Annotated in this window: 21 protein-coding genes; 6 read left to right on the top strand and 15 right to left on the bottom strand. The window is 70.6% G+C overall.

Annotation, left to right across the window (positions count from 1 at the left end):
• Nucleotides 1-3 precede the first annotated feature (3 nt).
• The 3 genes from ACUN0C_RS07310 (at nt 4) to ACUN0C_RS07300 (ending at nt 4,482) form a co-directional block, all read left to right on the top strand.
• On the top strand, nt 4-1,311 hold the full coding sequence (locus tag ACUN0C_RS07310) for a M24 family metallopeptidase (RefSeq protein ID WP_445465676.1): 1,308 nt from the start codon (nt 4-6) through the stop codon (nt 1,309-1,311).
• A gap of 144 nt (nt 1,312-1,455) precedes the next feature.
• Nucleotides 1,456-2,517, top strand: coding sequence for an amidohydrolase family protein (locus ACUN0C_RS07305; protein ID WP_445465675.1), 1,062 nt, complete (start codon nt 1,456-1,458; stop codon nt 2,515-2,517).
• A 132-nt stretch (nt 2,518-2,649) separates the two neighbouring features.
• On the top strand, nt 2,650-4,482 hold the full coding sequence (locus ACUN0C_RS07300) for a phosphoenolpyruvate carboxykinase (GTP) (RefSeq protein WP_445465674.1): 1,833 nt from the start codon (nt 2,650-2,652) through the stop codon (nt 4,480-4,482).
• Between the two features lie 734 nt (nt 4,483-5,216).
• Here the strand turns inward: ACUN0C_RS07300 and ACUN0C_RS07295 are convergent.
• Entirely contained in the window at nt 5,217-5,900 is a 684-nt protein-coding gene (locus tag ACUN0C_RS07295; protein WP_445465673.1) for an SOS response-associated peptidase, read from the bottom strand.
• A gap of 115 nt (nt 5,901-6,015) precedes the next feature.
• On the opposite strand from ACUN0C_RS07295, the gene aroC reads away from it, so the two are divergent.
• Both aroC and ribB read left to right on the top strand, forming a co-directional pair.
• Entirely contained in the window at nt 6,016-7,125 is a 1,110-nt protein-coding gene (aroC, locus tag ACUN0C_RS07290) for a chorismate synthase (RefSeq protein ID WP_445465672.1), read from the top strand.
• Nucleotides 7,122-8,231, top strand: coding sequence for a 3,4-dihydroxy-2-butanone-4-phosphate synthase (ribB, locus tag ACUN0C_RS07285; protein WP_445465671.1), 1,110 nt, complete (start codon nt 7,122-7,124; stop codon nt 8,229-8,231). The genes aroC and ribB overlap by 4 nt, the downstream gene beginning before the upstream one ends.
• A 40-nt stretch (nt 8,232-8,271) precedes the next feature.
• Here ribB and ACUN0C_RS07280 read toward each other — a convergent pair whose 3' ends face one another.
• From ACUN0C_RS07280 to ACUN0C_RS07220, 13 genes are all read right to left on the bottom strand, one after another.
• A complete protein-coding gene (locus ACUN0C_RS07280) occupies nt 8,272-8,571 on the bottom strand; it encodes a hypothetical protein (RefSeq protein ID WP_445465670.1) in 300 nt (99 codons plus the stop codon).
• Nucleotides 8,568-9,650, bottom strand: a complete 1,083-nt coding sequence (locus tag ACUN0C_RS07275; RefSeq protein WP_445465669.1) for a class I SAM-dependent methyltransferase — start codon at nt 9,648-9,650, stop codon at nt 8,568-8,570. Before ACUN0C_RS07275 ends, ACUN0C_RS07280 begins: the two co-directional genes overlap by 4 nt.
• Nucleotides 9,651-9,719: 69 nt before the next feature.
• On the bottom strand, nt 9,720-10,949 hold the full coding sequence (locus ACUN0C_RS07270; protein WP_445465668.1) for a class I SAM-dependent RNA methyltransferase: 1,230 nt from the start codon (nt 10,947-10,949) through the stop codon (nt 9,720-9,722).
• A complete protein-coding gene (locus tag ACUN0C_RS07265; RefSeq protein WP_445465667.1) occupies nt 10,942-11,685 on the bottom strand; it encodes a TlyA family RNA methyltransferase in 744 nt (247 codons plus the stop codon). Before ACUN0C_RS07265 ends, ACUN0C_RS07270 begins: the two co-directional genes overlap by 8 nt.
• A gap of 50 nt (nt 11,686-11,735) precedes the next feature.
• The gene (locus ACUN0C_RS07260; RefSeq protein ID WP_445465666.1) at nt 11,736-11,876 is read right to left on the bottom strand and encodes a hypothetical protein; all 141 of its coding nucleotides are present in this window, start codon (nt 11,874-11,876) and stop codon (nt 11,736-11,738) included.
• Between the two features lie 4 nt (nt 11,877-11,880).
• On the bottom strand, nt 11,881-12,483 hold the full coding sequence (locus ACUN0C_RS07255; protein ID WP_445465665.1) for an SCO family protein: 603 nt from the start codon (nt 12,481-12,483) through the stop codon (nt 11,881-11,883).
• Nucleotides 12,484-12,497: 14 nt separating this feature from the next.
• Nucleotides 12,498-13,046: a copper chaperone PCu(A)C gene (locus ACUN0C_RS07250; RefSeq protein ID WP_445465664.1), complete on the bottom strand. Its 549-nt coding sequence runs from the start codon at nt 13,044-13,046 to the stop codon at nt 12,498-12,500.
• Nucleotides 13,047-13,179: 133 nt separating this feature from the next.
• Nucleotides 13,180-15,099 (bottom strand): 1-deoxy-D-xylulose-5-phosphate synthase, encoded by a 1,920-nt coding sequence (gene dxs / locus ACUN0C_RS07245; protein WP_445465663.1) that lies wholly within the window; start codon nt 15,097-15,099, stop codon nt 13,180-13,182.
• A 125-nt stretch (nt 15,100-15,224) separates the two neighbouring features.
• On the bottom strand, nt 15,225-16,064 hold the full coding sequence (locus ACUN0C_RS07240; RefSeq protein ID WP_445465662.1) for a formylglycine-generating enzyme family protein: 840 nt from the start codon (nt 16,062-16,064) through the stop codon (nt 15,225-15,227).
• A 56-nt stretch (nt 16,065-16,120) separates the two neighbouring features.
• Complete coding sequence (gene nirK / locus ACUN0C_RS07235; protein ID WP_445465661.1) at nt 16,121-17,239, bottom strand: copper-containing nitrite reductase; 1,119 nt, start codon at nt 17,237-17,239, stop codon at nt 16,121-16,123.
• Nucleotides 17,240-17,412: 173 nt separating this feature from the next.
• Entirely contained in the window at nt 17,413-17,664 is a 252-nt protein-coding gene (locus tag ACUN0C_RS07230; RefSeq protein WP_445465660.1) for an exodeoxyribonuclease VII small subunit, read from the bottom strand.
• Between the two features lie 11 nt (nt 17,665-17,675).
• Nucleotides 17,676-18,602 carry a histone deacetylase family protein gene (locus ACUN0C_RS07225; protein ID WP_445465659.1) on the bottom strand — a complete coding sequence of 309 codons (927 nt, stop codon included), beginning with the start codon at nt 18,600-18,602 and terminating at the stop codon, nt 17,676-17,678.
• Between the two features lie 55 nt (nt 18,603-18,657).
• Nucleotides 18,658-19,647 carry an L-threonylcarbamoyladenylate synthase gene (locus tag ACUN0C_RS07220; RefSeq protein WP_445465658.1) on the bottom strand — a complete coding sequence of 330 codons (990 nt, stop codon included), beginning with the start codon at nt 19,645-19,647 and terminating at the stop codon, nt 18,658-18,660.
• Nucleotides 19,648-19,767: 120 nt separating this feature from the next.
• Between ACUN0C_RS07220 and ACUN0C_RS07215 the strand changes: the two genes are divergently transcribed.
• Nucleotides 19,768-21,564, top strand: coding sequence for an acyl-CoA dehydrogenase (locus ACUN0C_RS07215; RefSeq protein ID WP_445465657.1), 1,797 nt, complete (start codon nt 19,768-19,770; stop codon nt 21,562-21,564).
• A 13-nt stretch (nt 21,565-21,577) separates the two neighbouring features.
• Here ACUN0C_RS07215 and ACUN0C_RS07210 read toward each other — a convergent pair whose 3' ends face one another.
• The gene (locus ACUN0C_RS07210; RefSeq protein WP_445465656.1) at nt 21,578-23,041 is read right to left on the bottom strand and encodes a helix-turn-helix domain-containing protein; all 1,464 of its coding nucleotides are present in this window, start codon (nt 23,039-23,041) and stop codon (nt 21,578-21,580) included.
• Nucleotides 23,042-23,123: the final 82 nt, after the last annotated feature.

Below are 23,123 nucleotides of genomic sequence, written 5' to 3'. Positions count from 1 at the left end.
CCGATGAACGTCGCACCCCCTCGCGCGGGCTCCTCCCTTTCCTGGGAGGAGCTTCGCACCCGCCTGGACCACGGTCCGTCCTTCAACGGCATGCGCGGCACGCCCTATTACCGGGAAGCCGTCTACGAGCACTTCTCCAGGGAGGAATACCAGCGCCGCCACAATGCGCTCCGCGCCAAGATGCAGGAGCTGAACCTCGACGTGGCGATCTGCCCTGGCGGCCCGAGCCACTGGAGCTTCGGCGGCGGCATGATCTGGCTGTCCGGCCATTGGGAATGGCACGCGCTCGCCAATTACGTCGTGTTCCCGCGCGAGGGCGAGCCGACGCTCGTCTATTCGATGGGCGGCACGCATTGCGAGGCGGTGCGGCGCGAGACGGCCGGCGCCCTCAGCGACGTGCGGCCGAGCCGCAACGGCCAGTTCGGCGTGGTGATGGCCGAGCGCATCCGCGAGCTCGGCTACGAGAAGGGCCGGATCGGGCTCCTCGAGATCGACCCGCGCCACGGTGACTACCTGCCCGTCAACCAGTACGAGGCGCTGAGGAAGGCGCTGCCGGAGGCGGAGCTCGTCTTCACCAAGGGCATCATGCACGAGCTGCTCTCGGTGCACAGCGCCGAGGAACTCGACTGCGTCCGCCATGCCGGCCGGCTCTGCACCAACGCCATGCAGGCCATCGTCGACCGCCTCAAGCCGGGCGTGACCGAGTACCAGCTCCGGGCCGCCGCCGGCGCGGCGATCCTGGAAGGCAACGGCGACATCGACTTCCTGATCATCGGCTCGACGCCGATGTCGGACCCGGCCCAGGTGTTCGGCAATCCGCGGCCCTCGTCGCGGGTGCTCCAGGAGGGCGACATGGTCCTCATGGAGCTCGCCGCCGGCTATCGCGGCTACAGCGCCCAGATCGGGCAGCCGATCTGCCTCGGCGAGCCCCCGGCCCGCCTGCGGCAGTTCTGGGACGAGATCGCGAAGCCCGGCTACGAGCGGATGATCGCGGCGATCGACCCGGGCAAGCCGGTCGACGAGCTCAGGATCGCCGGCCAGTTCTTCCGCGAGAAGGGCGTCCAGTCGCGGCCGATCCACGTCCACGGCATCGATTTCGTGTCCGACGGGCCGCACGTCTTTCAGGACCATATCGACGTCGAGCCGTTCGAGGAGGTGATGAAGCCGGGAATGGTGCTCATGCCCGAGCCGAACCCGATCAGCGCAGACGGCATGTTCGGCATGTTCGTGGGCCACACCTTCATCGTCACCGAGACGGGCAAGGAGTGCGTCGACGACTGGCCGCTGGAGCTGACGGTCGTCAAGCCCTGAGCTGACGGCGGCCGCAGCCGCCGTTCGAGCCCGCGGAGCGTGGCGGCGCTGGTCCGGAAGGACCCGCGCGGCGCGCTCAGGCGCAGGCGGAGCAATCCGGGCGGCGCGAGCGCCGCTCCCGCCGACCCGAAATCGTCACCAGAGATGACAGACCCCACCATGACCGACCCCCTCGCCAACCTCCGACCCGGCCCGCTCGACATCCACACGCACATCACCCCGGCAAGCTTCCTGTCCCGGCTCGCCTCGAGCCCGCGTGCGGGCTTCGGGCTGGAGGAGCGCGACGGCAAGAGGTTCCTCGTCTTCGGCGGGAAGACGATGCGCGCGCCGGTGCTGCCCGGCATGGATTCCATGGAGATCCGGTTCCGGACCATGGAGGAGCAGGGCGTCGCGGCCCAGCTCGTGGCGCCCTGGGTGGCGCTCTCCGCTTATCACCTGCCGGAAGCCGACGGCATCTGGTTCGCCGAGGAGCTCAACCGCGCCATCGCGGATTCCGTCCGCGAGCATTCCGACCGCCTGGTCGGCATCGGCACCGTCCCGCTGCAGTCGCCGGAGAAGGCGGCCGAGATGCTGCGCTGGGTGGTGCGCGACCTCGGCCTACTCGGCGTGCAGATCAAGCCGTCGGTGAGCGACAGCGTGTTCCTCGACGATCCTTCGCTCGAGCCGTTCTGGGCGGAAGCCGAAGCGCTCGGCGCCTTCGTCTCGATCCATCCCTCGCTGGGCGGGTCGGGCGGCGAGTTCGAGCGCTACTACCTCAACAACCTGATCCACAATCCGCTCGAGACGACGGTCGGCGCGGCGCACCTGATCTTCGGCGGCGTGATGGAGCGCCATCCGAACCTCAAGATCCTGCTCGTCCATGGTGGCGGCTTCCTGCAGTACGACATCGGGCGGCTTCGTCGCGGCCGGCTGGTGCGGCCGGAGACGCAGGTCGCGATGAAGGGCAGCGTGGAGGAGTCCGCCGCCCGCTTCTTCTACGACACGGTCACCCATTCCGCCTCGCTGCTGCGCTACCTGGTCGGCGAGGCGGGGGCGCGGCGCGTCATGCTCGGCAGCGACTTCCCGTTCGACATGGCGGACCCGATGCCGGTCGACACCGTGAAGGAGGCGCAGCTTTCGCCCGATGACGAGGCGATGGTGCTGCGGCAATCGGCGCACCGGCTGTTCATGGATGCGGTTGTATCCAGGTCGGCGACGACGTACTGACCAGCTAAGCTGGGCCAGCGGACTCGACAATCGCGGGCTGCCCCTGCCAAAGGTACCGCAGACGCCTACGGCACGGCAGGTCCGGAACGCTGGATCCTCAACAGTGCCAGATCACAGGGAGACGACCGCACCATGACAGGGACGGACGCAAATCCGACCACCAACAAGAAACTCCTTGCATGGGTTCAGGAGGTCGCCGCCAGGTGCAAGCCGGACCGCATCCATTGGTGCGACGGCTCGCGGGAAGAGTACGACCGCCTCTGCGACGAGATGGTCGCCGCCGGCACCTTCATCCGCCTCGATCCCGAGAAGCGCCCGAATTCCTTCCTGTGCCGGTCCGATCCCGACGACGTCGCGCGCGTCGAGGACCGCACCTTCATCTGTTCCGAGAATCGGGACGATGCCGGTCCGACCAACAATTGGGTCCATCCGGCGGAAATGCGCGCCAAGCTCGATGCGCTCTTCGAGGGCTGCATGCGCGGGCGCACGCTCTACGTCGTCCCCTTCAGCATGGGCCCGCTCGGGTCCCCGATCTCGCATATCGGCGTGCAGCTCAGCGACTCGCCCTATGTCGTCGTCAGCATGCGCATCATGACGCGGATGGGCAGCGCCGTGCTCGAGCAGCTCGGCGACGGCGATTTCGTGCCGTGCCTGCATTCCGTCGGCGCGCCGCTCGAGCCCGGCCAGGAGGACGTCGTCTGGCCGTGCAACGACGAGCACAAGTACATCGTCCATTACCAGGACGACCAGTCGATCGCCTCGTTCGGCTCCGGCTATGGCGGCAATGCGCTGCTCGGCAAGAAGTGCTTCTCGCTGCGCATCGCCTCGATGCTCGGCCGCGCGGAGGGCTGGCTCGCCGAGCACATGCTGATCGTCGGCGTCGAGAGCCCGGAGGGCGAGAAGACCTACGTCGCGGCGGCGTTCCCCTCGGCCTGCGGGAAGACCAACTTCTCCATGCTCATCCCGCCGCCGGGCTTCGAGGGCTGGAAGGTGCGCACGGTCGGCGACGACATCGCCTGGATCAAGCCGCAGCCGGACGGCACGCTGCGGGCGATCAACCCGGAGAGCGGCTTCTTCGGCGTGGCGCCCGGCACCAACGTCAGGTCGAACCCGAACGCGATGGAGATGCTCACTCACGACGTCATCTTCACCAATGTCGCGCTCACCGAAGACGGCGACGTCTGGTGGGAAGGGATGACGGAGGAGAAGCCGGCCCATCTGATCGACTGGCGCGGCGAGGACTGGACGCCGGAATCCGGCCGCCCGGCCGCCCATCCGAACTCCCGCTTCACGGCCGCAGCCGCACAGTGCCCGACCATCGACCCGGACTGGGACAGCCCGGAGGGGGTGCCGATCTCGGCCTTCATCTTCGGCGGCCGCCTGTCGCACAGCTTCCCGCTCGTCTACCAGGCGTTCGACTGGAAAAACGGCGTCTATGCGGCGGCCACCATGGGCTCGGAGGCCACCGCCGCCGCCGTCGGCCAGGCCGCGATCCGGCGCGACCCGTTCGCGATGCTGCCCTTCTGCGGCTACAACATGGCCGACTATTGGAGCTACTGGCTCTCGCTGGAGGAGAAGCTCCCGAAGACGGTGCCGATCTTCCGCGTCAACTGGTTCCGCCGGGACGAGAACGGCAGCTTCATCTGGCCGGGTTTCGGCGAGAACATGCGCGTCCTGAAGTGGATCGTGGACCGCGTGCGCGGCCGCGCGACGAACCCGGTCGTCACGCCGATCGGCTACGTGCCGCGCTACGAGGACTTCGACTGGAAGGGCCTGGACTTCCCGAAGGAGGATTTCCTGCGGCTCACTTTCGTCGACCGCGAGGCGTTCCAGGAGGAGGCGCGCGACCAGGCGGAGTTCTTCCAGATCTTCGGCGATCGCCTGCCGAACGAGATGGAGCGCCAGCGCCTGGCGCTGCTGGAACGGCTGGAGCCCGCCCCGCAGACCACCGCCCGCGTCGGCTGAAGGCGGAGCGCCGCCGCCCGTTTCCGGGAGGTTCCGATCGGGCGCCGCGCCCGGGCCTCGGCGCTTGCTCCTTCCACTGTCGTCCTGCCCGGGCTCGAGCGCTTGCCCCTTCCACTGTCGTCCTGCCCGGGCTCGGCGCTTGCGTCGTCCACTGTCGTCCTGCCCGGGCTTGACCCGGGCATCCAGCGGGCACCGGCCGCGACGGCGGCGCTGTTGCTGGATCGCCGGATCAAGTCCAGCGATGACGACAGAGAATGGAGCGGGGGCGGCGATCCGCATGCATTCCCGGGCTCGGGCACTTGTGCCTTCCACTGTCGTCCTGCCCGGGCTTGACCCGGGCATCCAGGAGGCACTGGCCGCGACGGCGGCGCTGCCTTGGATCGCCGGATCAAGTCCGGCGATGACGACAGAGGAGGGAGCGGGGGCGGCGATCCGCATGCCTGCCGGGGCTCTGCGCTTGCGCCTTCCATTGTCGTCCTGCCCGGGCTTGACCCGGGCATCCAGCACAGCCCCCGCCCCACGGTACGCGCCCCATGGATCGCCGGATCAAGTCCGGCGATGACGACAGAGAATGGAGCGGGGGCGGCGATCCGCATGCATGCCCGGCATCCCCATGCATGCCGCCATCCGCGTGCATGTCCCGCGATGACGGCGGGGGTGGAGCACGGCCGCGGCCCTCGGCCGGCGGGACGACAGGGAAGGGGGCGAAGCCTCTGCGGAAGCGTTGCGAGGCGCTAGTCCGCCCCGGGCTCGTCGGTGAGCGCGGCGATGCAGTCCTCGCTGTCGTTGGCGGGGCTGTTGACGGTCCGGCCGACGGGGTAGGCTTCGAGCAGGTCCGCAGGCGCCGGGCGGAGCAGCGCCTTGAGGGCCGCGGGGTCGGAGGCGGGGTCGAGCCAGCGGTCGTAGTCCTCCGGCATCAGGATTACGGGCATGCGGTCGTGCAGCGGGCCGACCGTCTCGTTGGCGGGGCCGACGATGATCGCGGCCGAGACGATCTCCCGGCCGTCGAGCCGCGCGAACTCCCACAGCCCGGCGAAGGCGAAGGGCTCCAGGTCGCGGCGCGTGATGCGGTAGGGCTGCTTGCCGGAGGCGCGCTGCTGCCATTCGAAGAAGCCCGTCGCCGGCACGAGGCAGCGCCGCCGGGCGAAGGCCTCGCGGAACATCGGCATCTTCTCCACCGTTTCGGCGCGCGCGTTGATGAAGGGCTTCTTCGGCCATTCCTTCATCCAGAACGGGATCAGTCCCCAGCGCGCCATCACCACCTCGCGCACGCCGTCGCGCCCGAGTCGCACGATCGGGACGTCTTGCGTCGGCGCCACGTTGTATTGCGGCGGGAAGTTCGACTCCGGCAGCCGCTCGGCGTGGAACAGGTCCTGCATCGCATGCCGGGCGATCAGGTTGTCGTAGCGGCCGCACATGTTCCGGCACCTCCATTCACTGCGGCGCCCTTATAGCGCAGGCGCGCCCCGATCGGTGTTTGACCGGCGGCGGCGCTCTTTCTATGACAGCGCGACACGTCCAACCGCCCCGGCAATGTCCCACAACACCTTCGGCCACCTGTTCCGCGTCACCACCTGGGGCGAAAGCCACGGGCCGGCAATCGGCTGCGTCATCGACGGCTGCCCGCCGATGATCCCGATCTCGGCGGCGGAGATCCAGGCCGAGCTCGACCGCCGCCGGCCGGGCCAGTCGCGCTTCACCACGCAGCGCCGCGAGCCGGACGAGGTGCGCATCCTCTCCGGCGTGTTCGAAGACGATCAGACCGGCGGGCTCGTGACGACCGGCACGCCGATCGCGCTCCAGATCGAGAATGTCGACCAGCGCTCCAAGGACTATTCCGGGATCCGCGACCGCTATCGCCCGGGCCATGCCGACTACACCTACGACGCCAAGTACGGCGTGCGCGACTATCGCGGCGGCGGGCGCTCCTCGGCGCGCGAGACGGCGATGCGGGTCGCCGCCGGCGCCGTCGCCCGCAAGCTCCTCCCCGGCGTCACGATCCGCGGGGCGCTCGTCTCGATCGGCGAGGTCGACATCGACCGCGCCGCCTGGGACTGGGACGCCGTCCGCCGGAACCCGTTCTTCTGCCCCGACCCGCAGACCGCGGAGCGCTGGGCGACCTATCTCGACGACATTCGCAAGGCCGGCTCGTCCGTCGGTGCGCTGGTCGAGGTGGTGGCCGAGGGCGTGCCGGCCGGGCTCGGCGCGCCGGTCTACGGCAAGCTCGACCAGGACATCGCCGCGGCCATGATGTCCATCAACGCCGTGAAGGGCGTGGAGATCGGCGCAGGCTTCGAGGCCGCGCGCCTGCGCGGGGAGGAGAACGCCGACCCGATGCGCGCCGGAGCCGACGGCCTGCCGAAATTCCTCTCCAACAAGGCGGGCGGCATTCTCGGCGGCATCTCCAGCGGACAGGACATCGTCGTCCGCTTCGCCGTGAAGCCGACCTCCTCCCTGCTCGTGCCCGTGCAGGGCGTGACGCGGCAGGGCGAGAACGTCGACGTCGTCACCAAGGGCCGGCACGACCCCTGCGTCGGCATTCGCGCCGTACCCGTCGGCGAGGCCATGCTCGCCATCGTGCTCGCCGACCATTACCTGCGCCACCGCGCGCAGATCGGATCCGAAAGCAGAATTTCAACATGACCGATGCCATCGACCGGGTCGCCGCCGCGATCGAAGCCTTCAAGCGCGGGGAGATCGTCGTCGTGACCGACGACGACGACCGCGAGAACGAGGGCGACCTCTTCGTCGCCGCGCAGCACTGCACGGCGGAGAAGATGGCCTTCATCGTCCGCCACACGAGCGGCATCGTCTGCGCGCCGCTCACCCGCGATGTCGCGCGCCGCTTCCGCCTCGACCCGATGGTCGCGTCGAACGACGCGCCGCTCGGCACCGCCTTCACCGTCTCCGTCGACTACCGGCACGGCCTGACCACCGGCATTTCGGCGGACGAGCGGACGGCGACGGTGCGCGGCCTCGCCAACGACAATAGCGGCCCGGGCGATTTCGTCCGGCCCGGGCACGTCTTCCCGCTGATCGCGCGCGACGGCGGCGTGCTCATGCGCTCCGGCCACACCGAGGCCTGCGTCGACCTCTGCCGCCTCTCCGGGCTGACGCCGGTCGGCGTGCTGGCCGAGCTGGTCAACGACGACGGCACGGTGATGCGCGGCGCGCAGGTCGCGCGCTTCGCCGAGGAGCACAGGCTCAGCTCGGTGTCGGTCGCCGACCTCATCACCTACCGCCAACGCTCCGAGCGCCTGATCGAGCGGCTCGACAGCTTCGTCATGGAGACGCGGCACGGGCCGGCGACGATCGTGACCTTCCGCACGCCGTTCGACCCGATGCACCATCTCGCGGTCGTCTTCGGCGAGATCGGCGACGGCCGCGGCGTGCCCGTCCGGCTGCAGCTCGAGGACGTGGCGGAGCACGTTTTCGGCGCCGGCCACCGGCTCGACCGGATCGTGGAGCGGCTCGCCGACGAGGGCCGGGGCGTCATCGTGTACCTGCGCGAGGGAGCCGTCGGCGTCGCCCGCTCCGGCGTCAGGGCGCGCGATGCCCTGCAGGAGGATGAGGGCCACGGCTCGGCGCAGGCGCGCCAGCTCGAATGGCGCGAGATCGGCCTCGGCGCTCAGATCCTGAAGGATCTCGGCGTGCGCTCGATCCGCCTCATCGCCTCGCGCGAGCGCCGCTATGTCGGCGTCAGCGGCTTCGGCATCGAGATCGAGGAGACGGAGATCCTGGAGATCTGACCCGCTTCGGAGACGCGCAGCGCGATCCGGCGGGGACGGTTCAGAGCCGCCCGGCTACGCCGAGGGTCCGCTTGGGCAGGCGGCCGGGCCGCGTGCGCCGCAGGGCCTTGCGGAAGCGCTCGCCGCCCCGGGCCTCCAGGAAGCCGACGCAGCGGTCGACGAAGGGCACGCCCTTCCGGCTCGCCAGCATGAAGCGGGCGGCGTTCCGGCTCGTGGCGACCAGCATGATGAGCGCGATCCCGATCAGCGGCGCGCCGAGCGGAATCGGCGTCACGCTGAAGGCGAGCCCCACGACGATGAGCGCGGCGGCTGCCAGGTAGATCAGGAGACGGCGCATCATTCGGTTCGTCTCCTGAGCTGGACGATCTTCGAGAGGAACGCGTTCCCCGTGCCCTCCACGTCGAACCCTGCGTCGGCGAAGACCGCTTCGAGGCGGTCGCCGAGATAACCGGCGAAATAGGGCTCGTGGAACAGGCGGGGGAACAGTTCGAGAAGCCCGTCATAGCGCGGCTCGTCGCCGGTCTGCAACGAGTCGACGACGACGAGCAGGCCGCCCGGCTTCATGACCCTTGCCATCTCGCCGGCGACCGCGCGTCGGATCTTCGGCGGCAGCTCGTGGAAGAGGTAGATCGAGGTGGCCAGGTCGAGCGCGCCGTCGGCGAGCGGCAGCGCCTCCGCCTTGGCGACGACGGGATAGGCCTGCGGCGTGCGCCCGAGGCGCCGGCGCGCCTCCGCGAGATAGGGCTCCGAGAGGTCGATCGCGAGCGCCGGCAGGCGCGGGAAGGTGCGCCTCAGCTGCGTGAGGAAGGTGCCCGGACCGCAGGCGATGTCGGCAAAGGCGACCCGGCGCTGGTCGCGGCCGGCGAGCTCCGCCGCGATCGGCACGAGCGCCTGCCGGCGCATGGCGTTGGCCGCGCCGGAGAACAGCACCTCGACCTGCATGTCGTAGAGCCGGGCCGATTCCTCGGTCATCCAGCCGCCGGTCTGGAAGTGGAAGTTCTGCATGTAGTAGCGCGGGCGGCGCGATGCGGCTGCGCCGACCTCGTCCAGCACCTCCTGGTGCCGGTCGGCGTTGCGGCGGCGCGCCACCTCCGGCACGTCCCTGAAGAAGGCACGGCTGCGCTCCAGCAGCGCCGGGAGATCGCCGTCGCCGTCCTCCGGCGGCGGATAACGGCCGGCCTCGACATTGGCGAGATCGCGCGCGAGGAGGGCTGCGACGTCGCCAAGCAGCGTGCCCATGCCGGGGACCGGGCGCGAGGGCGGCGCGATCGGCCGGCGGGGAGCCGCCCCTTCCGCCTCAACCCGACGCACCAGCCGGCGCATCGCCGCGCCGTGGCCCGCATACCAGGCGACGCGTGCGCTCTGGCGCGCGGCGAAGGCGATGCGGTTTGCCCAGAGCTCGAAAGCGGTCGCGGCCATCATTGTCTCTCATCGGGAAGATGGGGCGCCCCGGCGGCGCGCCAAGAGGATCAGGGGATCGCGGCGGCGCTATGGCCGCGAAAAGAGGCCGACCACCTCGACCTCGGCCGAGTAGACGAACTGGTCGACGGGCACGACCTGATCGAGGGCGAAGCCGCCGCCGATCAGGATGCGCGCATCGCGCGCGAAGCTTGCCGGGTTGCAGGAGACGGCTGCGATGCGGCCGAGCCTTGCCTTGGCGAGCCTCGCGGCCTGGTCCTTCGCGCCGGCGCGGGGCGGATCGAAGACCGCGGCGTCGAAGCGGGAGAGCTCGCCTTCCGAATAGGGAAAGGCGAAGAGGTCGCGACGTTCGGTCTTGACCGGGCGGAGCCCGGCCGCCTGCCGCGTCGCCGCCGCGAGCGCTTCGAGCGCGGGCCCGAACGAATCGACCGCCGTGACTTGGGCGAAGGACGCGAGCGCCAGGCTGAACGTGCCGAAGCCGGCGAAGAGGTCGATTACCGCCTTCGCACCCGCGAGGTGGCCGACGACCAGATCGCTCATCGCCCGCTCGGCCTCCGTCGAGGCCTGGACGAAGGCACCGGGCGGCGGCGTGACGGCGACGCCCGCGACCCGCAGAACCGGCTCGACGATCGTGACCACCGGCTCGCCGGCGATGGCGAACCGCGCTACTCCGGCCTCCTGCGCGGTCGCGATCATCTCCGCGAGCCGCCTTGGACCGGGCCGGCTGCCCTGATCGAGCGCGAGATCGAGCCCGCTTTCGGTTGCGAGCATCGTGAGCCGGGCGGGCTTCTTCGGGGTCAGGCACGGAGCGACGAGGCGCCGGACCGCCGGCATCCGCGAAACCATGCCAGGTGCGAGCACCGGGCAGGCGGCGAGATCGACCAGCCGGTTCGACTGACGCTCGTTGAACCCGAGCAGCACGCGGTCCGCGAGCTTCATGGCCGTCAGAACCGCCCGACGCCGGCTCGCCACCGTGAAGCCGACCGTCTCCGCAACGTCCGCGTCCACGCTCTCCCGCGCCAGCGCGTCGAGAACGAAGCGGCGCTTCAGCGCGCGCGTCGCGGCGAGCGTCATCGTCTGGAGCTGGCAGCCGCCGCAAATGCCGAAATGCGGGCAGGGCGGCGCGGCGCGCTCGGGGCTCGGCGCCAGCACCTCCAGGAGCCGGCCGCGTTCGCCCGTGCGCTCGATCAGCACGCGCTCCCCCGGCAGCGCGAACGGCACGTAGACCGGGCCGCCCGTGGTCCTTGCGATGCCGTCGCCGCGGTGGCCGAGCGATTCGATGACCACCGCCTCAGCCATTGCGGGCGCCGAGCAGGAACTCGCAATTGCCGTCGCCGCCGGCGACCGGGGAGGGGACGAGGCCGTCGATCCTCCAGCCCGGCTGCGCCGCGACCCAGGCGGCGGCGCGCTGCACCGCCTCTTCGGCGAGCGCGGGATCGCGCACGATACCGCCCTTGCCGATCCCCTCGCGCCCGACCTCGAACTGAGGCTTCACGAGCAGCACGGCGAAGGCGCCGGGGGCGGCGAGCGAAAGCGCCGGCCCGATCGCGGCGGCGAGCGAGATGAAGCTCAGATCCGCTACGAGCGCTCCGATCGTGTCGCCGCCGAGGTCCTGCGCCGTCAGGTCGCGTATGTTGAGCCCCTCGCGGCTCGCCACGCGCGGATCGCCGGCGAGCGCCGGGTCGAGCTGACCGTGGCCGACATCGACGGCATGGACCTTCGCGGCGCCGCGCTCCAGCAGCACCTGGGTGAAGCCGCCGGTCGAGGCTCCGGCATCGAGACAGATCCGCCCGCTTGGGTCGTATCCGAAGGCGTCCAGACCCGCCGACAGCTTCAAAGCGGCTCGGGAGACGTAGCGCGCGGCGGGATCGGCCACGCCGATCGCGGCTTCCTTCCGCACCTTCTGCGCCGGCTTGTCGCCGGGCTGCCCGTCGACCGTGACCGTCCCGCGCAGCACCATGTCGCGCGCGCGCGACCGGCTCGGCGCGAGCCCGGCGGCGACGAGGGCTTCGTCGAGGCGCATCCTGTCGGTCATGAAGGGCCTAGATGGGCAGCGCAAGCGGGCGGCGCAACGCCGCTCAGCACTCAGAAGCAGCCCGCGATCTGCGCCATGAGCATGGACAGGAACAGGTCGTCGCCGTAGGCGGCCCAGCCGGCACCGGCCAGCAGGAAGACGAGGCTCGCCGCCGCGACGACGAGGGCCGTTCCGTGCGTTTCCGAAATCATGGCCTCAGCTTGCCACGAGCCGCTGCAGCTTGGCCAGCCCCGCCTCGTGCGGCTCGCTCGGGCTGATCGTGCCGGCCAGCCCGCCCTTCTCGTTCAGGAGGAAGATCGAGGCGGAATGGTCCATGCTGTAGTCGCCGCCCTCCAGCGGCACCTTCTTGTAATAGACGTGGTGGTCGCGGAGCATGGCGTCGACCGCCTCGGGCTCGCCGGTCAGACCGACCAGCCGTTCGGAGAAGGCGCCGAGATAGTCCTTCAGGGCCTCCGGCGTGTCCCGCTCGGGATCGACGGTCACGAAGACGAAGCGCATGCGGTCGGCGTTCGCGCCGAGCGATTCGATCCAGACCGCCATCTCGGAAAGCGCCGTCGGGCAGATGTCGGGGCAATGCGTGAAGCCGAAGAAGACCGCGCTCGGCTTGTCGCGAAAGATCGCCTCGGTCACCGGCTCGCCGTTCTGGTCGACCAGCCGGAACGGCCCGCCGAGCGGCGCGTCGGCGGCGATGCCGGCCTGCTGCGGTGCCGGGCGCTGGCTCGCATAATAATAGTAGGCGCCGGCCGCGAAGGCGGCGATCGGCACGAGCGCCCAGAGGAGGAGCCTGATGGTGCGCAAGCCGCCGCTCCCGCTCAGTGACCGGGCATCGGCTGGCCGTGGGCGGGCATGTGCCCGCTAGCGCCGGCCATGTGCCCGTCGGGCCCGGAGGCCCCGATCGGCCCGATGCTCGCCGTCAGATCGACGCGGCCCGCGCGCTCGAAGACGAGCGTCAGCGGGACGCTCTCGCCTTGCTTGAGCGGCGCGTTGAGCGACATCAGCATGATGTGGTCGCCGCGCGGCTTCATCGTCAGCGATCCGCCCGGCTCGACGGGGAAGCCGTGCTCGGCGTGGCGCATCTTGGCGATCTCGCCCTCCATCTCCGTCCGGTGCAGCATGACGTCGCTCGATGCCGGCGTTTCGGCCGAGACGAGCCGGTCGGCCTCCGTTCCGTCGTTCTTCACGGTGACGTAGATCGCGCCGGTCTTGCCGCCGGGCGGCGTCGCACGGCCCCATGCGGCCTCGACGGCGAGGTCGCCCGCCTTCACGGGCAGCGGGACGTCCTGCGCACCCGCGAGCGAGACGGCCGCCATGACCGTCAGCGCGACGGCAACGGCGATCGGGAGCCAGAGTCTGAACAGCATTCGTTCCATGGCGCCGACTATGCCGGTGCGCCCGGCATGGCGCGACGGCGCCTTTGGCCGCGCCCTATGCGCCCATTCGTCACGGATCGGCGCCCCGCCGGCGGTCATGCTCCCGGACATCTTCCCGTTCCCCTCACGCCTTTGCCGACCCCTGCCGCGGCATCGCCCTGCCGAGCGCCTCGAAGACCCTGGCGACGATCGCGGCGGCATCGAGGCCCGCCTCGGCATACATCGCCTCGGGCTTGTTCTGTTCGATGAAGCGGTCGGGCAGCACCAGCGTGCGGATCGCGAGCCCTTCGTCGAGCCGGCCCGCCGCGGCGAGCGCATGCAGCACGTAGCTGCCGAAACCGCCGATCGAGCCTTCCTCGACCGTGACGAGCGCCTCGTGCCCGGCCGCGAGCCGGAGCACGAGATCGGTGTCGAGCGGCTTGGCGAAGCGTGCGTCGGCGACCGTCGTCGACAGGCCGTGCGTCTCCAGGATCTCGGCCGCCTTCAGCGCCTCCTGCAGCCGGCCGCCGAGCGTGAGCAGCGCGATCGTCGTGCCCTCGCGCACGATCCGGCCGCGCCCGATCTCCAGCACCTCGCCGCGCTCCGGCATGTCGACGCCGACGCCCTCGCCGCGCGGGTAGCGGAAGGCGATCGGCCCGTCGTCGTAGGCCGCTGCGGTGCGGACCATGTGGCGGAGCTCCGCCTCGTCGGCCGCCGCCATCACAACCATGTTGGGGACGCAGCCGAGATAGGCGATGTCGAAGCTGCCGGCATGGGTTGCGCCGTCGGCGCCGACCAGCCCGGCGCGGTCGATCGCGAAGCGGACCGGCAGGTTCTGGATCGCCACGTCGTGGACGACCTGGTCGTAGCCCCTCTGCAGGAAGGTCGAATAGATCGCGCAGAACGGCTTCAGCCCTTCCGTGGCGAGCCCCGCCGAGAAGGTCACCGCGTGCTGCTCGGCGATGCCGACGTCGAAGAGGCGCCTCGGAAAGGCTTCGCCGAAGAGGTCGAGCCCGGTCCCGTTCGGCATCGCGGCCGTGACCGCCACGATCTTCTCGTCGCGGCCGGCCTCCTGGACGAGGCTCGTCGCGAAGACGTTCGTGTAGGAGGGCGCGTTCGCCTTGGCCTTGGCCTGTTCGCCGGTCACGACGTTGAACTTCGAGACGCCGTGATACTTGTCGTCGGAGGCTTCGGCCGGGGCGTAGCCCTTGCCCTTCTGGGTCACGACATGGACGAGGATCGGCCCCTCGTCGGCGTCGCGCACGTTGCGCAGGACCGGCAGCAGGTGGTCGAGGTTGTGGCCGTCGATCGGGCCGACGTAGTAGAAGCCGAGCTCCTCGAAAAGCGTGCCGCCGGTCCAGAACCCGCGCGCATATTCCTCCGTCTGGCGCGCCTTCTCGCGGATGAAGCGCGGCAGCCGGCTCGTGACCTGCTTCGCCGCCTCGCGGAACGAGAGATAGGTCCGGCCCGAGACGAGCCGCGCAAGATGGGCACGCATCGCCCCGGTCGGCGGCGCGATCGACATGTCGTTGTCGTTGAGGACGACGATCAGGCGGGATTTCAGCGCGCCGGCATTGTTCATCGCCTCGTAGGCCATGCCGGCCGACATCGCCCCGTCGCCGATCACGGCCACGACCTTGCTGGAGCGGCCGGCGAGGTCGCGCGCCACCGCCATGCCGAGCCCGGCCGAGATCGAGGTCGAGGAATGGGCGGCGCCGAACGGGTCGTATTCACTCTCCGCGCGGCGCGTGAATCCGGACAACCCACCCGGCTGCCTGAGGGTCCTGATCCGGTCGCGCCGGCCGGTCAGGATCTTGTGCGGATAGGCCTGGTGGCCGACGTCCCAGATCAGCCGGTCCTGCGGGGTGTCGAAGACGTAGTGCAGCGCGACGGTAAGCTCGACCACGCCGAGCCCGGCGCCGAGATGGCCGCCGGTCACGGATACGGCGTCGATCATCTCCGTCCGGAGTTCGGCGGCGAGCTGCGGGAGCTCGGACTCTGAGAGCATCCTCAGCTCGGCCGGCGTGCGGACGCGGTCGAGCAGAGGCGTACTGGACTTGGACACTGGCGCTCCGTCGGTCGTTCGGGCGGGAGTACACCAGCTAGATAGTGCATTCAAACGGCGCCTGGGAGGGACCGGCCTGCTCCGTGCCGGCTGCGATCCGCTCTCCGTGACCAGCGCCGCGCGCATCAGAACCCCAGATAATCCTGCACGCCCTCAAGGAAGCCGCGGTCGTCGCGGACCAGGCGCATGCCGAGATTGGCGGGCGGGATTCCGACGGAACAGGCGCCGGCCTTCGGGTCGCGGAAGAAGGTGATCATGTAGGCCCGGTGCCGCCCTTCGGCGATGCGGACGCCGCAATTCTCGTGCTTCGTCTCCCGTCCAGCCGCCGGGTCGGACTGGTGGCGGACGAAGCACGTGCTGGTCCATTCCCAGACGTTGCCGGAGAGGTCGAGGAGGCCGTTCTCGTTCGCGCCGAAGGTCCCGACCGGCTGCGGCTCCGGGTCGATCGCCTCCTGCGCACCGGATTCCGCCTCGTAGACCGCGATCCAGCGCCGCGACGGGTTGGCCGGGTCGCTCACCTCCGTATAGGCGTCGTCCTTGTAACGGGATCCGGCGGCGAGCGCCCATTCGCGGTCGGTCGGCAGGCGGTAGCGGTACCCGGTCTGCCCGGAGAGCCAGCCGGCATAGGCGGTCGCGTCGACATAGCTGACGCCCACCACGGGCAGGTCCGGCTTCCCAGGGCGGTCGAGCGGCTTGCAGGCGCGCGCGGCGACGCAGGAATCGTACTCGCCGCGGGTGACCTGCCGCTTCATGATCCTGAACGGCCGCTCGGCCGCGATCTCGGCAAGCGGGCCGTTCTGCGGCGCGCCGCCGAGCAGGAACTCGCCCGGCTCGCGATAGGTGACGGCGGCCTTGCCGATCGTGACCAGGTCCTTGTCGCCGGGCGGGGGCGCGAAGCCCTGGATCATGGTGAGCAGCCCGGCGGAGACCAGTGCTGCGGGCAGGAAGCGGGTGAGGATGCGCATGATCTCGGCTCCCGGAGGCTCGCGGCCCGCACGAGGCGGGCCGCGAGTTCAGATCGTCACTGCACGACGATGGGGGAGGGCGGGCTGATCTGGGCCATCAGGTCGTCGTCCCACTCGCCCTCGACCTTCACGTGGGCGGTCGCGCCGAGTTCCGCAGCCTCGATCAGGTTGTGGTTGACGTAGGCATAGATGCCGGGCTGCAGGAAGGTGTAGAGCGCGGCTCCGGCGCTGCCGCCCCGCACGAACCAGGTCTCCAGGTCCTTCTGCGGCGGGTTGGCGAACTTGCCGGCCTCCCACACCCAGTCGCCGTGGCCGCCGATGAGGTGCGGGCGGGTGTCGCGGTTGGCCTGGCTGTGGATGAAGAGCACCGTCTCGCCGACCTTGGCGGTCATGGCGTTATCGCCGGTGAGCGCGCCCTTGCTGCCGTTGAACACGACGTGGGTCGGCGTCAGCGTGCGCATGACCTCCAGCGTATCGGCGTAGGAATCGCCGAGGTCGGCATAGCTCTTGTAGTTCCCGTTCTCGTCCCTCGGGATGTAGAGGTCGAACTCGCCGATCGTATAGGCCCGGTCGTACTTCAGCAGGTTGCCGTCCGGATCCTTCAGGCCGTCGCGCGGCAGGATCATGATCGTCCCGCTCATGCCGCTCACGACGTGCCAGGGCACCATGCCCGGAGGCGCGCAATGGTAGACGAACACGCCGGGGCGGGTGGCCTTGAAGCGGAGCGTCGCCTGCTCGCCGGGATTGACGAAGGTGAGCTGCGCCCCGCCGAGCGCGCCGGTCGCCGCATGGAAGTCGATGTTGTGCGGCATCAGGTTGGTTTCGGGATTGATCAGCGTGAGCTGCACGTAATCGTCCTGATGCACGACCATGGTCGGGCCCGGCATCGAGCCGTCGAAGGTCATCGCCTGGAAGGTGGTGCCCTCGTCGTCGACGACGATCTCCTTCTCCTCGATCGTCATGCGGAACTCGACGACCTTGGGCGCGCCGGTCGCGACCAGTTCGTGCGCCATCACGGCGGGCGGGGCGACGAGCGTGGCCTGGACATGCTCCAGACCCGTCGCCGAGACCTTTCCGCTCGACGGCAGCACCAGAGCTTCCTCGGCGAGGGCGGGCGCAGCCGCCGCGATCGCGGTCAAGCCGGCGCCGATCAAAGCAGTGCGGCGGGTGATCATTGTCCTGGTCCTTCTCTCTCTCGTCGTTTCACTTCGACGGGAGAAGAAAAGACCCGATCCAGCTCTCGTTCTTTGCGTTAGGACAACTATTGTCCCGCGGCGACCACTTTGTCGCAGGGGCGAAGGGCAGGAGCTTCTTCTGCAGCTCTGCCGTTCCGCCGCCGGCGGCCGCCTCAGGCCTCGTCGAAGGGCTCCACGCCGGCGGCGGCGCCGTCCGGGCCGGTGCGGATCTTCTCCACGCGCTCCTCGGCCTGGCGGAGGAGCGCGTCGCAGCGGGCCCTCAACGCCTCGCCGCGTTCGTAGATCGCGATCGATTCCTCGAGCGCCACGTCGCCGCGCTCCAGGCGGCCCACGATCTTCTCGAGCTCGGCGAGCGCCTGCTCGAAGGACAGGCTCGCGACATCGGGTTCGTTCGCTTCGGCCAATGCGCTGCTCCTCACGCCTGCATCAGCTGGCGCACGTGCGCCGCGACGGAGCCGGCGAGGCCGCGCAGGTCGTAGCCGCCTTCCAGGACCGAGACGATCCGGCCGCCGCAGGCGCGGTCGGCCTCGTCCATCAGCATCCTGGTGCCCCAGGCGAAATCGTCCTCGGTCAGCCGGAGCGATGCGAGGGGATCGCGATGATGGGCGTCGAAGCCGGCGGAGACGAGGATGAGGTCTGGCTTGAACTCCCGGAGGGCAGGCAGGATGCGGCTCTGGAACGCCTCCCTGAACTCCTCGCCGCCGTCGCCGGGCGAGAGCGGCGCGTTGAAGATGTTGCCGCTGCCGGTCTCCGACACGGCGCCGGTGCCGGGATAGAGCGGCATCTGGTGCGTCGACGCGTAGAGCACGCTCGGGTCGGACCAGAAGATGTCCTGCGTGCCGTTGCCGTGATGGACGTCCCAATCGACGATCGCGACGCGCTCCAGCCCGTGCTTGCGCTGCGCGTGGCGCGCCGCGATGGCGATGATGTTGAAGAGGCAGAAGCCCATCGCGCGGTGCCGTTCGGCGTGGTGGCCGGGCGGGCGGACGGCGGCGAAGGCGTTCTGCGCCTCGCCCGCCATCACCGCATCGACGCCGCGCATGGCGGCGCCGATGGCGTGCATCTCCGCCTCCCACGACCGCGGCGAGGCGACGGTGTCGGCATCGATGCGGGTCAGCCCCTCCTCGGGAATCGCGGTGCGGATGTGCTCGACGAAGCTCTCCGGATGCGCGAGCGTGACCACCTCCGGGTCGGCCGCGGCCGCCTCCTCCCGCACGAGCACGTTGAAGGCCTCGTGCTCGAGCGCCGCGGCGACCGCGCGCAGCCGGTCCGGGCGTTCGGGATGGCCGACCGGCGTGAGGTGCTCCAGGAAGATCGGATGGTGCAGGAGAAGGGTCGTCACGTGCTCGTCTGCTCTGGCTGGTGAGGGGCCATGTGACCGGCCGCCGCCGTCCCCGTCAATCCCGGGCTCGTTCCGGCGAGGGCGGCCGGGGTGCGGCGGCGCGGGCCAGCCGGTCGTTGATCGCCTCGCCGAGGCCGTGCCGCGGGATCGGCATCACGGCGATCACCGCCGCGCCGCTGCGGTCGAGCTCGGCGAGCAGGGTGAAGAGGTTGGCCGCGGCCTCCGCAAGGTCGCCGGCCTGGCTCAGATTGCGCACGGCCACCGCGCCAGCGGCGCCCGCGGGGAGCGCCGGGCCGAAGGCGAGCAGGGCTTCGCCGGGCGTCACGCTGCGCGCTTCGAGCCGCACCTGCGCGTCCGGCGCGTAATGGCTCTTCAGCATGCCGGGTGCGGCGATGGCCGCATTCGCCTCGGCGCGTTCGAGCCGCTCGCCGAGCGCCGCCTCGATCTCGTCGGCCGGCAGGCCGCCCGGCCGCAGGAGCCGCGGCCGTGCCCCGTCGAGCGCGACGACGGTCGATTCGAGCCCGATCCGGCACGGGCCGCCGTTGATGACGATCGCCACCGCCTCGCCGAGCTGCTCCACGACGTGCGCAGCGCTCGTCGCCGTGATCCGCCCGGAACGGTTGGCGCTCGGCGCCGCGAGGGGGCGACCGAAGGCGGCGATGACCTCCCGCGCCGGGCCGAGCGGTGCCCGCAGCGCGATCGTTCCGAGCCCGGCCGTGGCGAGCGGATGGACGTTGGAGCCGGCACGCTTCGGCACGACCAGCGTCAGCGGCCCGGGCCAGAAGCGTTCCGCAAGGAGCTGCGCGCGGCTACCGAACGCACCGTGCCGGGCGGCCATGCCGAGGCCGTCGACGTGGCAGATGAGCGGGTTGAAGCGCGGGCGGCCCTTCGCGGCGAAGATCGCAGCCACCGCCAGGCCGTTGGTGGCGTCGGCGGCCAGCCCGTAGACCGTCTCCGTCGGGAGCGCGACGAGGGCGCCGCGCGCGAGCGCCGCCACCACTTCGTCCATGCGTCCGGCGAGCCCACCCGCCTCGATGATCTCCATGGCGCAGCAACTGCACCGGCTGCTGCGCTTTGCCAACCGCAAAGACGGGGGCGGGCGACCATCGGCGATCTGGACAGCCCGACGCGCCCGCTGGATGCTGGGCGGGAAGAGGAGACACGCATGTACAGGGCGCCCGTCGCGGAGATGGCCTTCACGCTGAATAAGGTCGCGGGCCTGTCGGAGGGCCTGCGGGACGGACTCTTCGGCGACACGGACGCCGAAACGGTCGAGGCCGTGCTGGAGGAGGCGGGGCGGTTCGCCGAGGCGGTGCTGGCGCCGGTCGACGTCGCGGGCGATCGTGCCGGCGCCGCTTGGCGGGACGGTGCCGTCACGATGCCGCCCGGCTGGCGGGACGCCTACCGGCGCTGGTGCGAGGGCGGCTGGAGCAGCGTCACCGCCAGCCCGGAACATGGCGGGCAGGGGCTGCCGACCTTCGTCTCCGTCGCGACGCAGGAGATGTGGAATGCGGCGTCCATCGCATACGGCGTCGGCGTGACGCTGACGCTCGGCGCGATCGAGGCGATCGAGGCGCACGCCTCGGACACGCTGAAGGCGCTCTACCTGCCGAAGCTCGCCTCCGGCGAATGGACCGGGACCATGAACCTCACCGAGCCGCAGGCGGGCTCCGATCTCGGTGCGCTGCGATCGAGGGCCGAGCGCGCCGGCGACGGAACGTACCGAATCTTCGGCCAGAAGATCTTCATCACCTACGGCGAGCACGACCTGACCGACAACATCGTGCACCTCGTGCTCGCGCGCCTGCCCGACGCGCCGCCGGGCACGCGCGGGATTTCGCTGTTCCTTGTCCCGAAGTTCATCCCCCTGGCCGACGGGACGCCCGGTGCCCGCAACGACGTCCATTGCGCCGGCATCGAGGAGAAGATGGGGCTGCATGCGTCGCCGACCTGCACGATGATCTATGGCGGCGGCCATGCGGAGGGCGAGCCCGGCGCGGTCGGCTGGCTCGTCGGCGAGGAGAATCGCGGCCTCGCCTGCATGTTCACCATGATGAACAACGCCCGGCTGATGGTCGGGATCGAGGGCGTCGGCGTCGCCGAGCGCGCGCTCCAGAAGGCGACCGCCTATGCGATGGAGCGGCGGCAGGGGCGCGCGCCGGGCGCGTCGGGCGGCGAGATGAGCCCGATCATCGCGCATCCGGACGTCCGCCGCATGCTCCTCTCCATGCGCGGGATGACGGGGGCGAGCCGCGCCATCTGCTATGCCTGCGCGATAGCCATCGACCGGGCGCGCACGGAGGCCGACGCGGAGCGCCGCGCGTTCTGGCAGGAGCGTGCGAACCTCCTCACGCCGGTCGCCAAGGCCTTCTCCACGGATGCGGGCGTCGATGTCGCCTCGCTCGGGCTGCAGGTCCACGGCGGCATGGGCTACATCGAGGAGACCGGCGCGGCGCAGCTCTACCGCGACGCCCGCATCGCGCCGATCTACGAGGGCACGAACGGCATACAGGCGATCGACCTCGTCACCCGGAAGATCCCCCAGGGCGGCGGCGAGGCGGTGCGCGGCTACATCCGCGAGCTGCGGGACGTCGCCGAGGAAGCCCGCGCCTCCAACCGCGCCGAGCTCGGGCGGACGGCTGAGCGGCTCGGCGCCGCGCTCGACGATCTGGAGGCGGCGACCGATCACCTCCTCCAGCTCCAGGCGGACGGGCGGACGGCCGAGGCGCTCGCCGGCGCGACGCCCTATCTCCGCCTGTTCGGGCTCGCCGCCGGTACGGCCTACCTCGCGCGCGGCGCGCTGGCTTCCCTTTCGGGCGAGGGCCGTGCGGAGCGGCTGCGGGTGGCGGTGGCGCGCGCATTCGCGGAGCGGCACGCGCCGGAGACGGCGGCGCTGAGGGCGGCTGTGGTCGACGGCGCCGACGCGCTCCTCGCCGCCACGCCCGATCTCCTCGTCGGCTGAGGCGGAGCGCCGCTCAGAGCGCCCGCGCGTTGCTGAACAGGAAGGGCGACACGCCCCTGGTCGATTCGTCGAGGACGAAGGTGCGCGTGACCGGCGGCTCGGCACGCTGGCTGCAGTTCTCGCGCTCGCAGAGCCGGCAGTTCACGCCGATCGGCGTCGCCTCCGCCGAGAGGTTCAGCCCGGCCGAATAGACGAGCCGCGGGGCGTGCTTGATCTCGCAGCCGAGCCCGATCGCGTAGCGCGGCTGCGGCAGCGGGTAGGGCGTGGCCGGCCGGTTGACGGTGCGCGCCACGCTGAAGTAGCGGCCGCAGTCCGGCAGCTCGATCACCTGGGTGACGATCGTCCCGGGCGTGTCGAAGGTGGCGTGCACGTTCCAGAGCGGGCAGGTGCCGCCGAACTTCGAGAAGGGGAAGGTGCCCGAGGAGAACCGCTTCGACACGTTGCCGGCATGGTCGATGCGCAGCATGAAGAAGGGTATGCCGCGCGCGGTCGGGCGCTGCAGCGTGGTGAGCCGGTGGCAGACCTGCTCGAAGCTCGCCCCGAAGCGCTGGCCGAGCACCCTGATGTCATAGCCGAGGCTCTCCGCGGCGGCGTGGAAGCGGCCGTAGGGCATCATCAGCGCGGCCGCGAAATAGTTGGCGAGGCTGATGCGGCAGAGCCGGCGGGCGGTGTCGTCGAGGTCCGGATGGCGGCCGGCGATCTCCTCGATCGGCGCGTCCACCTCCATGATCGCGAGCTGGAAGGCAACCTGGAACGCCCGGCCGGACGGCTCGAGCAGCTCGGAGAGCATCAGCTGCCGGCGGTGCCGGTCGAAGCGGCGCAGCAGGTCGCGCATCACCTCGATCGGGAGGATGCGGACGATGATGCCGTGCCGCTCGCGAAGCCGGTCGGAGAGCGCGCGGAAGAGGTCCGGCTCGCCCGCGGCGACCTCGTCGCGCATCCGTTCGGCCGCCTCCTCCAGCTCCGGAAAGTAGTTGCGGTTGCTCTCGATGAACTCGCGGACGCGCTCGACCGGGTTCACCGCGACCGGCGCGGGCTCGTCGCGCACGCCGAGCCGCGCGGCGACCGTCGCTTCGCTCCGCCGCGCCTCGACATAGGCGGCGTAGAGCCGCTGCAGCGCGTGCGTCACGCTCGGGCAGAGCTCCGCGAGATCGCGCAACTCGTGCTTCGGCACGTCGAGGGGGCGGAAGAGCGGATCCGTGAAGACCTCGTTCAGCTCGGCGAAGAAGCGGTCCTCGTCCGCCGCCGCCAGGTCGCGGAGGTCGATGTCGTAGGTTTCGGCGAGCCGCAGCAGGATCTGGGCGGTGACGGGCCGCTGGTTGCGCTCGATGAGGTTGATGTAGCTCGGCGACAGGCCGAGCTCGGCCGCCATCTGCGTCTGCGAGATGCCGAGCTGCCGCCGGATGCGGCGCACCTTGGGGCCGACGAAGAGCTTGCGCCCCGGATCGTCCCTGCCGGCCCGCCCATCGACCTTCAACTGTGACTCTTGTGACAAACTGACAGGCTCCTTCTGTAAAGAGCTTACAAGCTGTCTTTGTTAGATTTCCCGTACTCGACCC

Source organism: Faunimonas sp. B44 (assembly GCF_052655945.1).
The sequence above is the reverse complement of the archived record's forward strand: the minus strand, read 5'-3'. Positions and strand labels throughout refer to the sequence as shown.

What these genes read in the sequence shown, in the direction of transcription:
- ACUN0C_RS07310 (WP_445465676.1), top strand. Translation starts at nt 4, where the DNA reads ATGAACGTCGCACCCCCTCGCGCGGGCTCCTCCCTTTCCTGGGAGGAG.
- ACUN0C_RS07305 (WP_445465675.1), top strand. Translation starts at nt 1,456, where the DNA reads ATGACAGACCCCACCATGACCGACCCCCTCGCCAACCTCCGACCCGGC.
- ACUN0C_RS07300 (WP_445465674.1), top strand. Translation starts at nt 2,650, where the DNA reads ATGACAGGGACGGACGCAAATCCGACCACCAACAAGAAACTCCTTGCA.
- ACUN0C_RS07295 (WP_445465673.1), bottom strand. Translation starts at nt 5,900, where the DNA reads ATGTGCGGCCGCTACGACAACCTGATCGCCCGGCATGCGATGCAGGAC.
- aroC (WP_445465672.1), top strand. Translation starts at nt 6,016, where the DNA reads ATGTCCCACAACACCTTCGGCCACCTGTTCCGCGTCACCACCTGGGGC.
- ribB (WP_445465671.1), top strand. Translation starts at nt 7,122, where the DNA reads ATGACCGATGCCATCGACCGGGTCGCCGCCGCGATCGAAGCCTTCAAG.
- ACUN0C_RS07280 (WP_445465670.1), bottom strand. Translation starts at nt 8,571, where the DNA reads ATGATGCGCCGTCTCCTGATCTACCTGGCAGCCGCCGCGCTCATCGTC.
- ACUN0C_RS07275 (WP_445465669.1), bottom strand. Translation starts at nt 9,650, where the DNA reads ATGGCCGCGACCGCTTTCGAGCTCTGGGCAAACCGCATCGCCTTCGCC.
- ACUN0C_RS07270 (WP_445465668.1), bottom strand. Translation starts at nt 10,949, where the DNA reads ATGGCTGAGGCGGTGGTCATCGAATCGCTCGGCCACCGCGGCGACGGC.
- ACUN0C_RS07265 (WP_445465667.1), bottom strand. Translation starts at nt 11,685, where the DNA reads ATGACCGACAGGATGCGCCTCGACGAAGCCCTCGTCGCCGCCGGGCTC.
- ACUN0C_RS07260 (WP_445465666.1), bottom strand. Translation starts at nt 11,876, where the DNA reads ATGATTTCGGAAACGCACGGAACGGCCCTCGTCGTCGCGGCGGCGAGC.
- ACUN0C_RS07250 (WP_445465664.1), bottom strand. Translation starts at nt 13,046, where the DNA reads ATGCTGTTCAGACTCTGGCTCCCGATCGCCGTTGCCGTCGCGCTGACG.
- ACUN0C_RS07240 (WP_445465662.1), bottom strand. Translation starts at nt 16,064, where the DNA reads ATGCGCATCCTCACCCGCTTCCTGCCCGCAGCACTGGTCTCCGCCGGG.
- nirK (WP_445465661.1), bottom strand. Translation starts at nt 17,239, where the DNA reads ATGATCACCCGCCGCACTGCTTTGATCGGCGCCGGCTTGACCGCGATC.
- ACUN0C_RS07220 (WP_445465658.1), bottom strand. Translation starts at nt 19,647, where the DNA reads ATGGAGATCATCGAGGCGGGTGGGCTCGCCGGACGCATGGACGAAGTG.
- ACUN0C_RS07215 (WP_445465657.1), top strand. Translation starts at nt 19,768, where the DNA reads ATGTACAGGGCGCCCGTCGCGGAGATGGCCTTCACGCTGAATAAGGTC.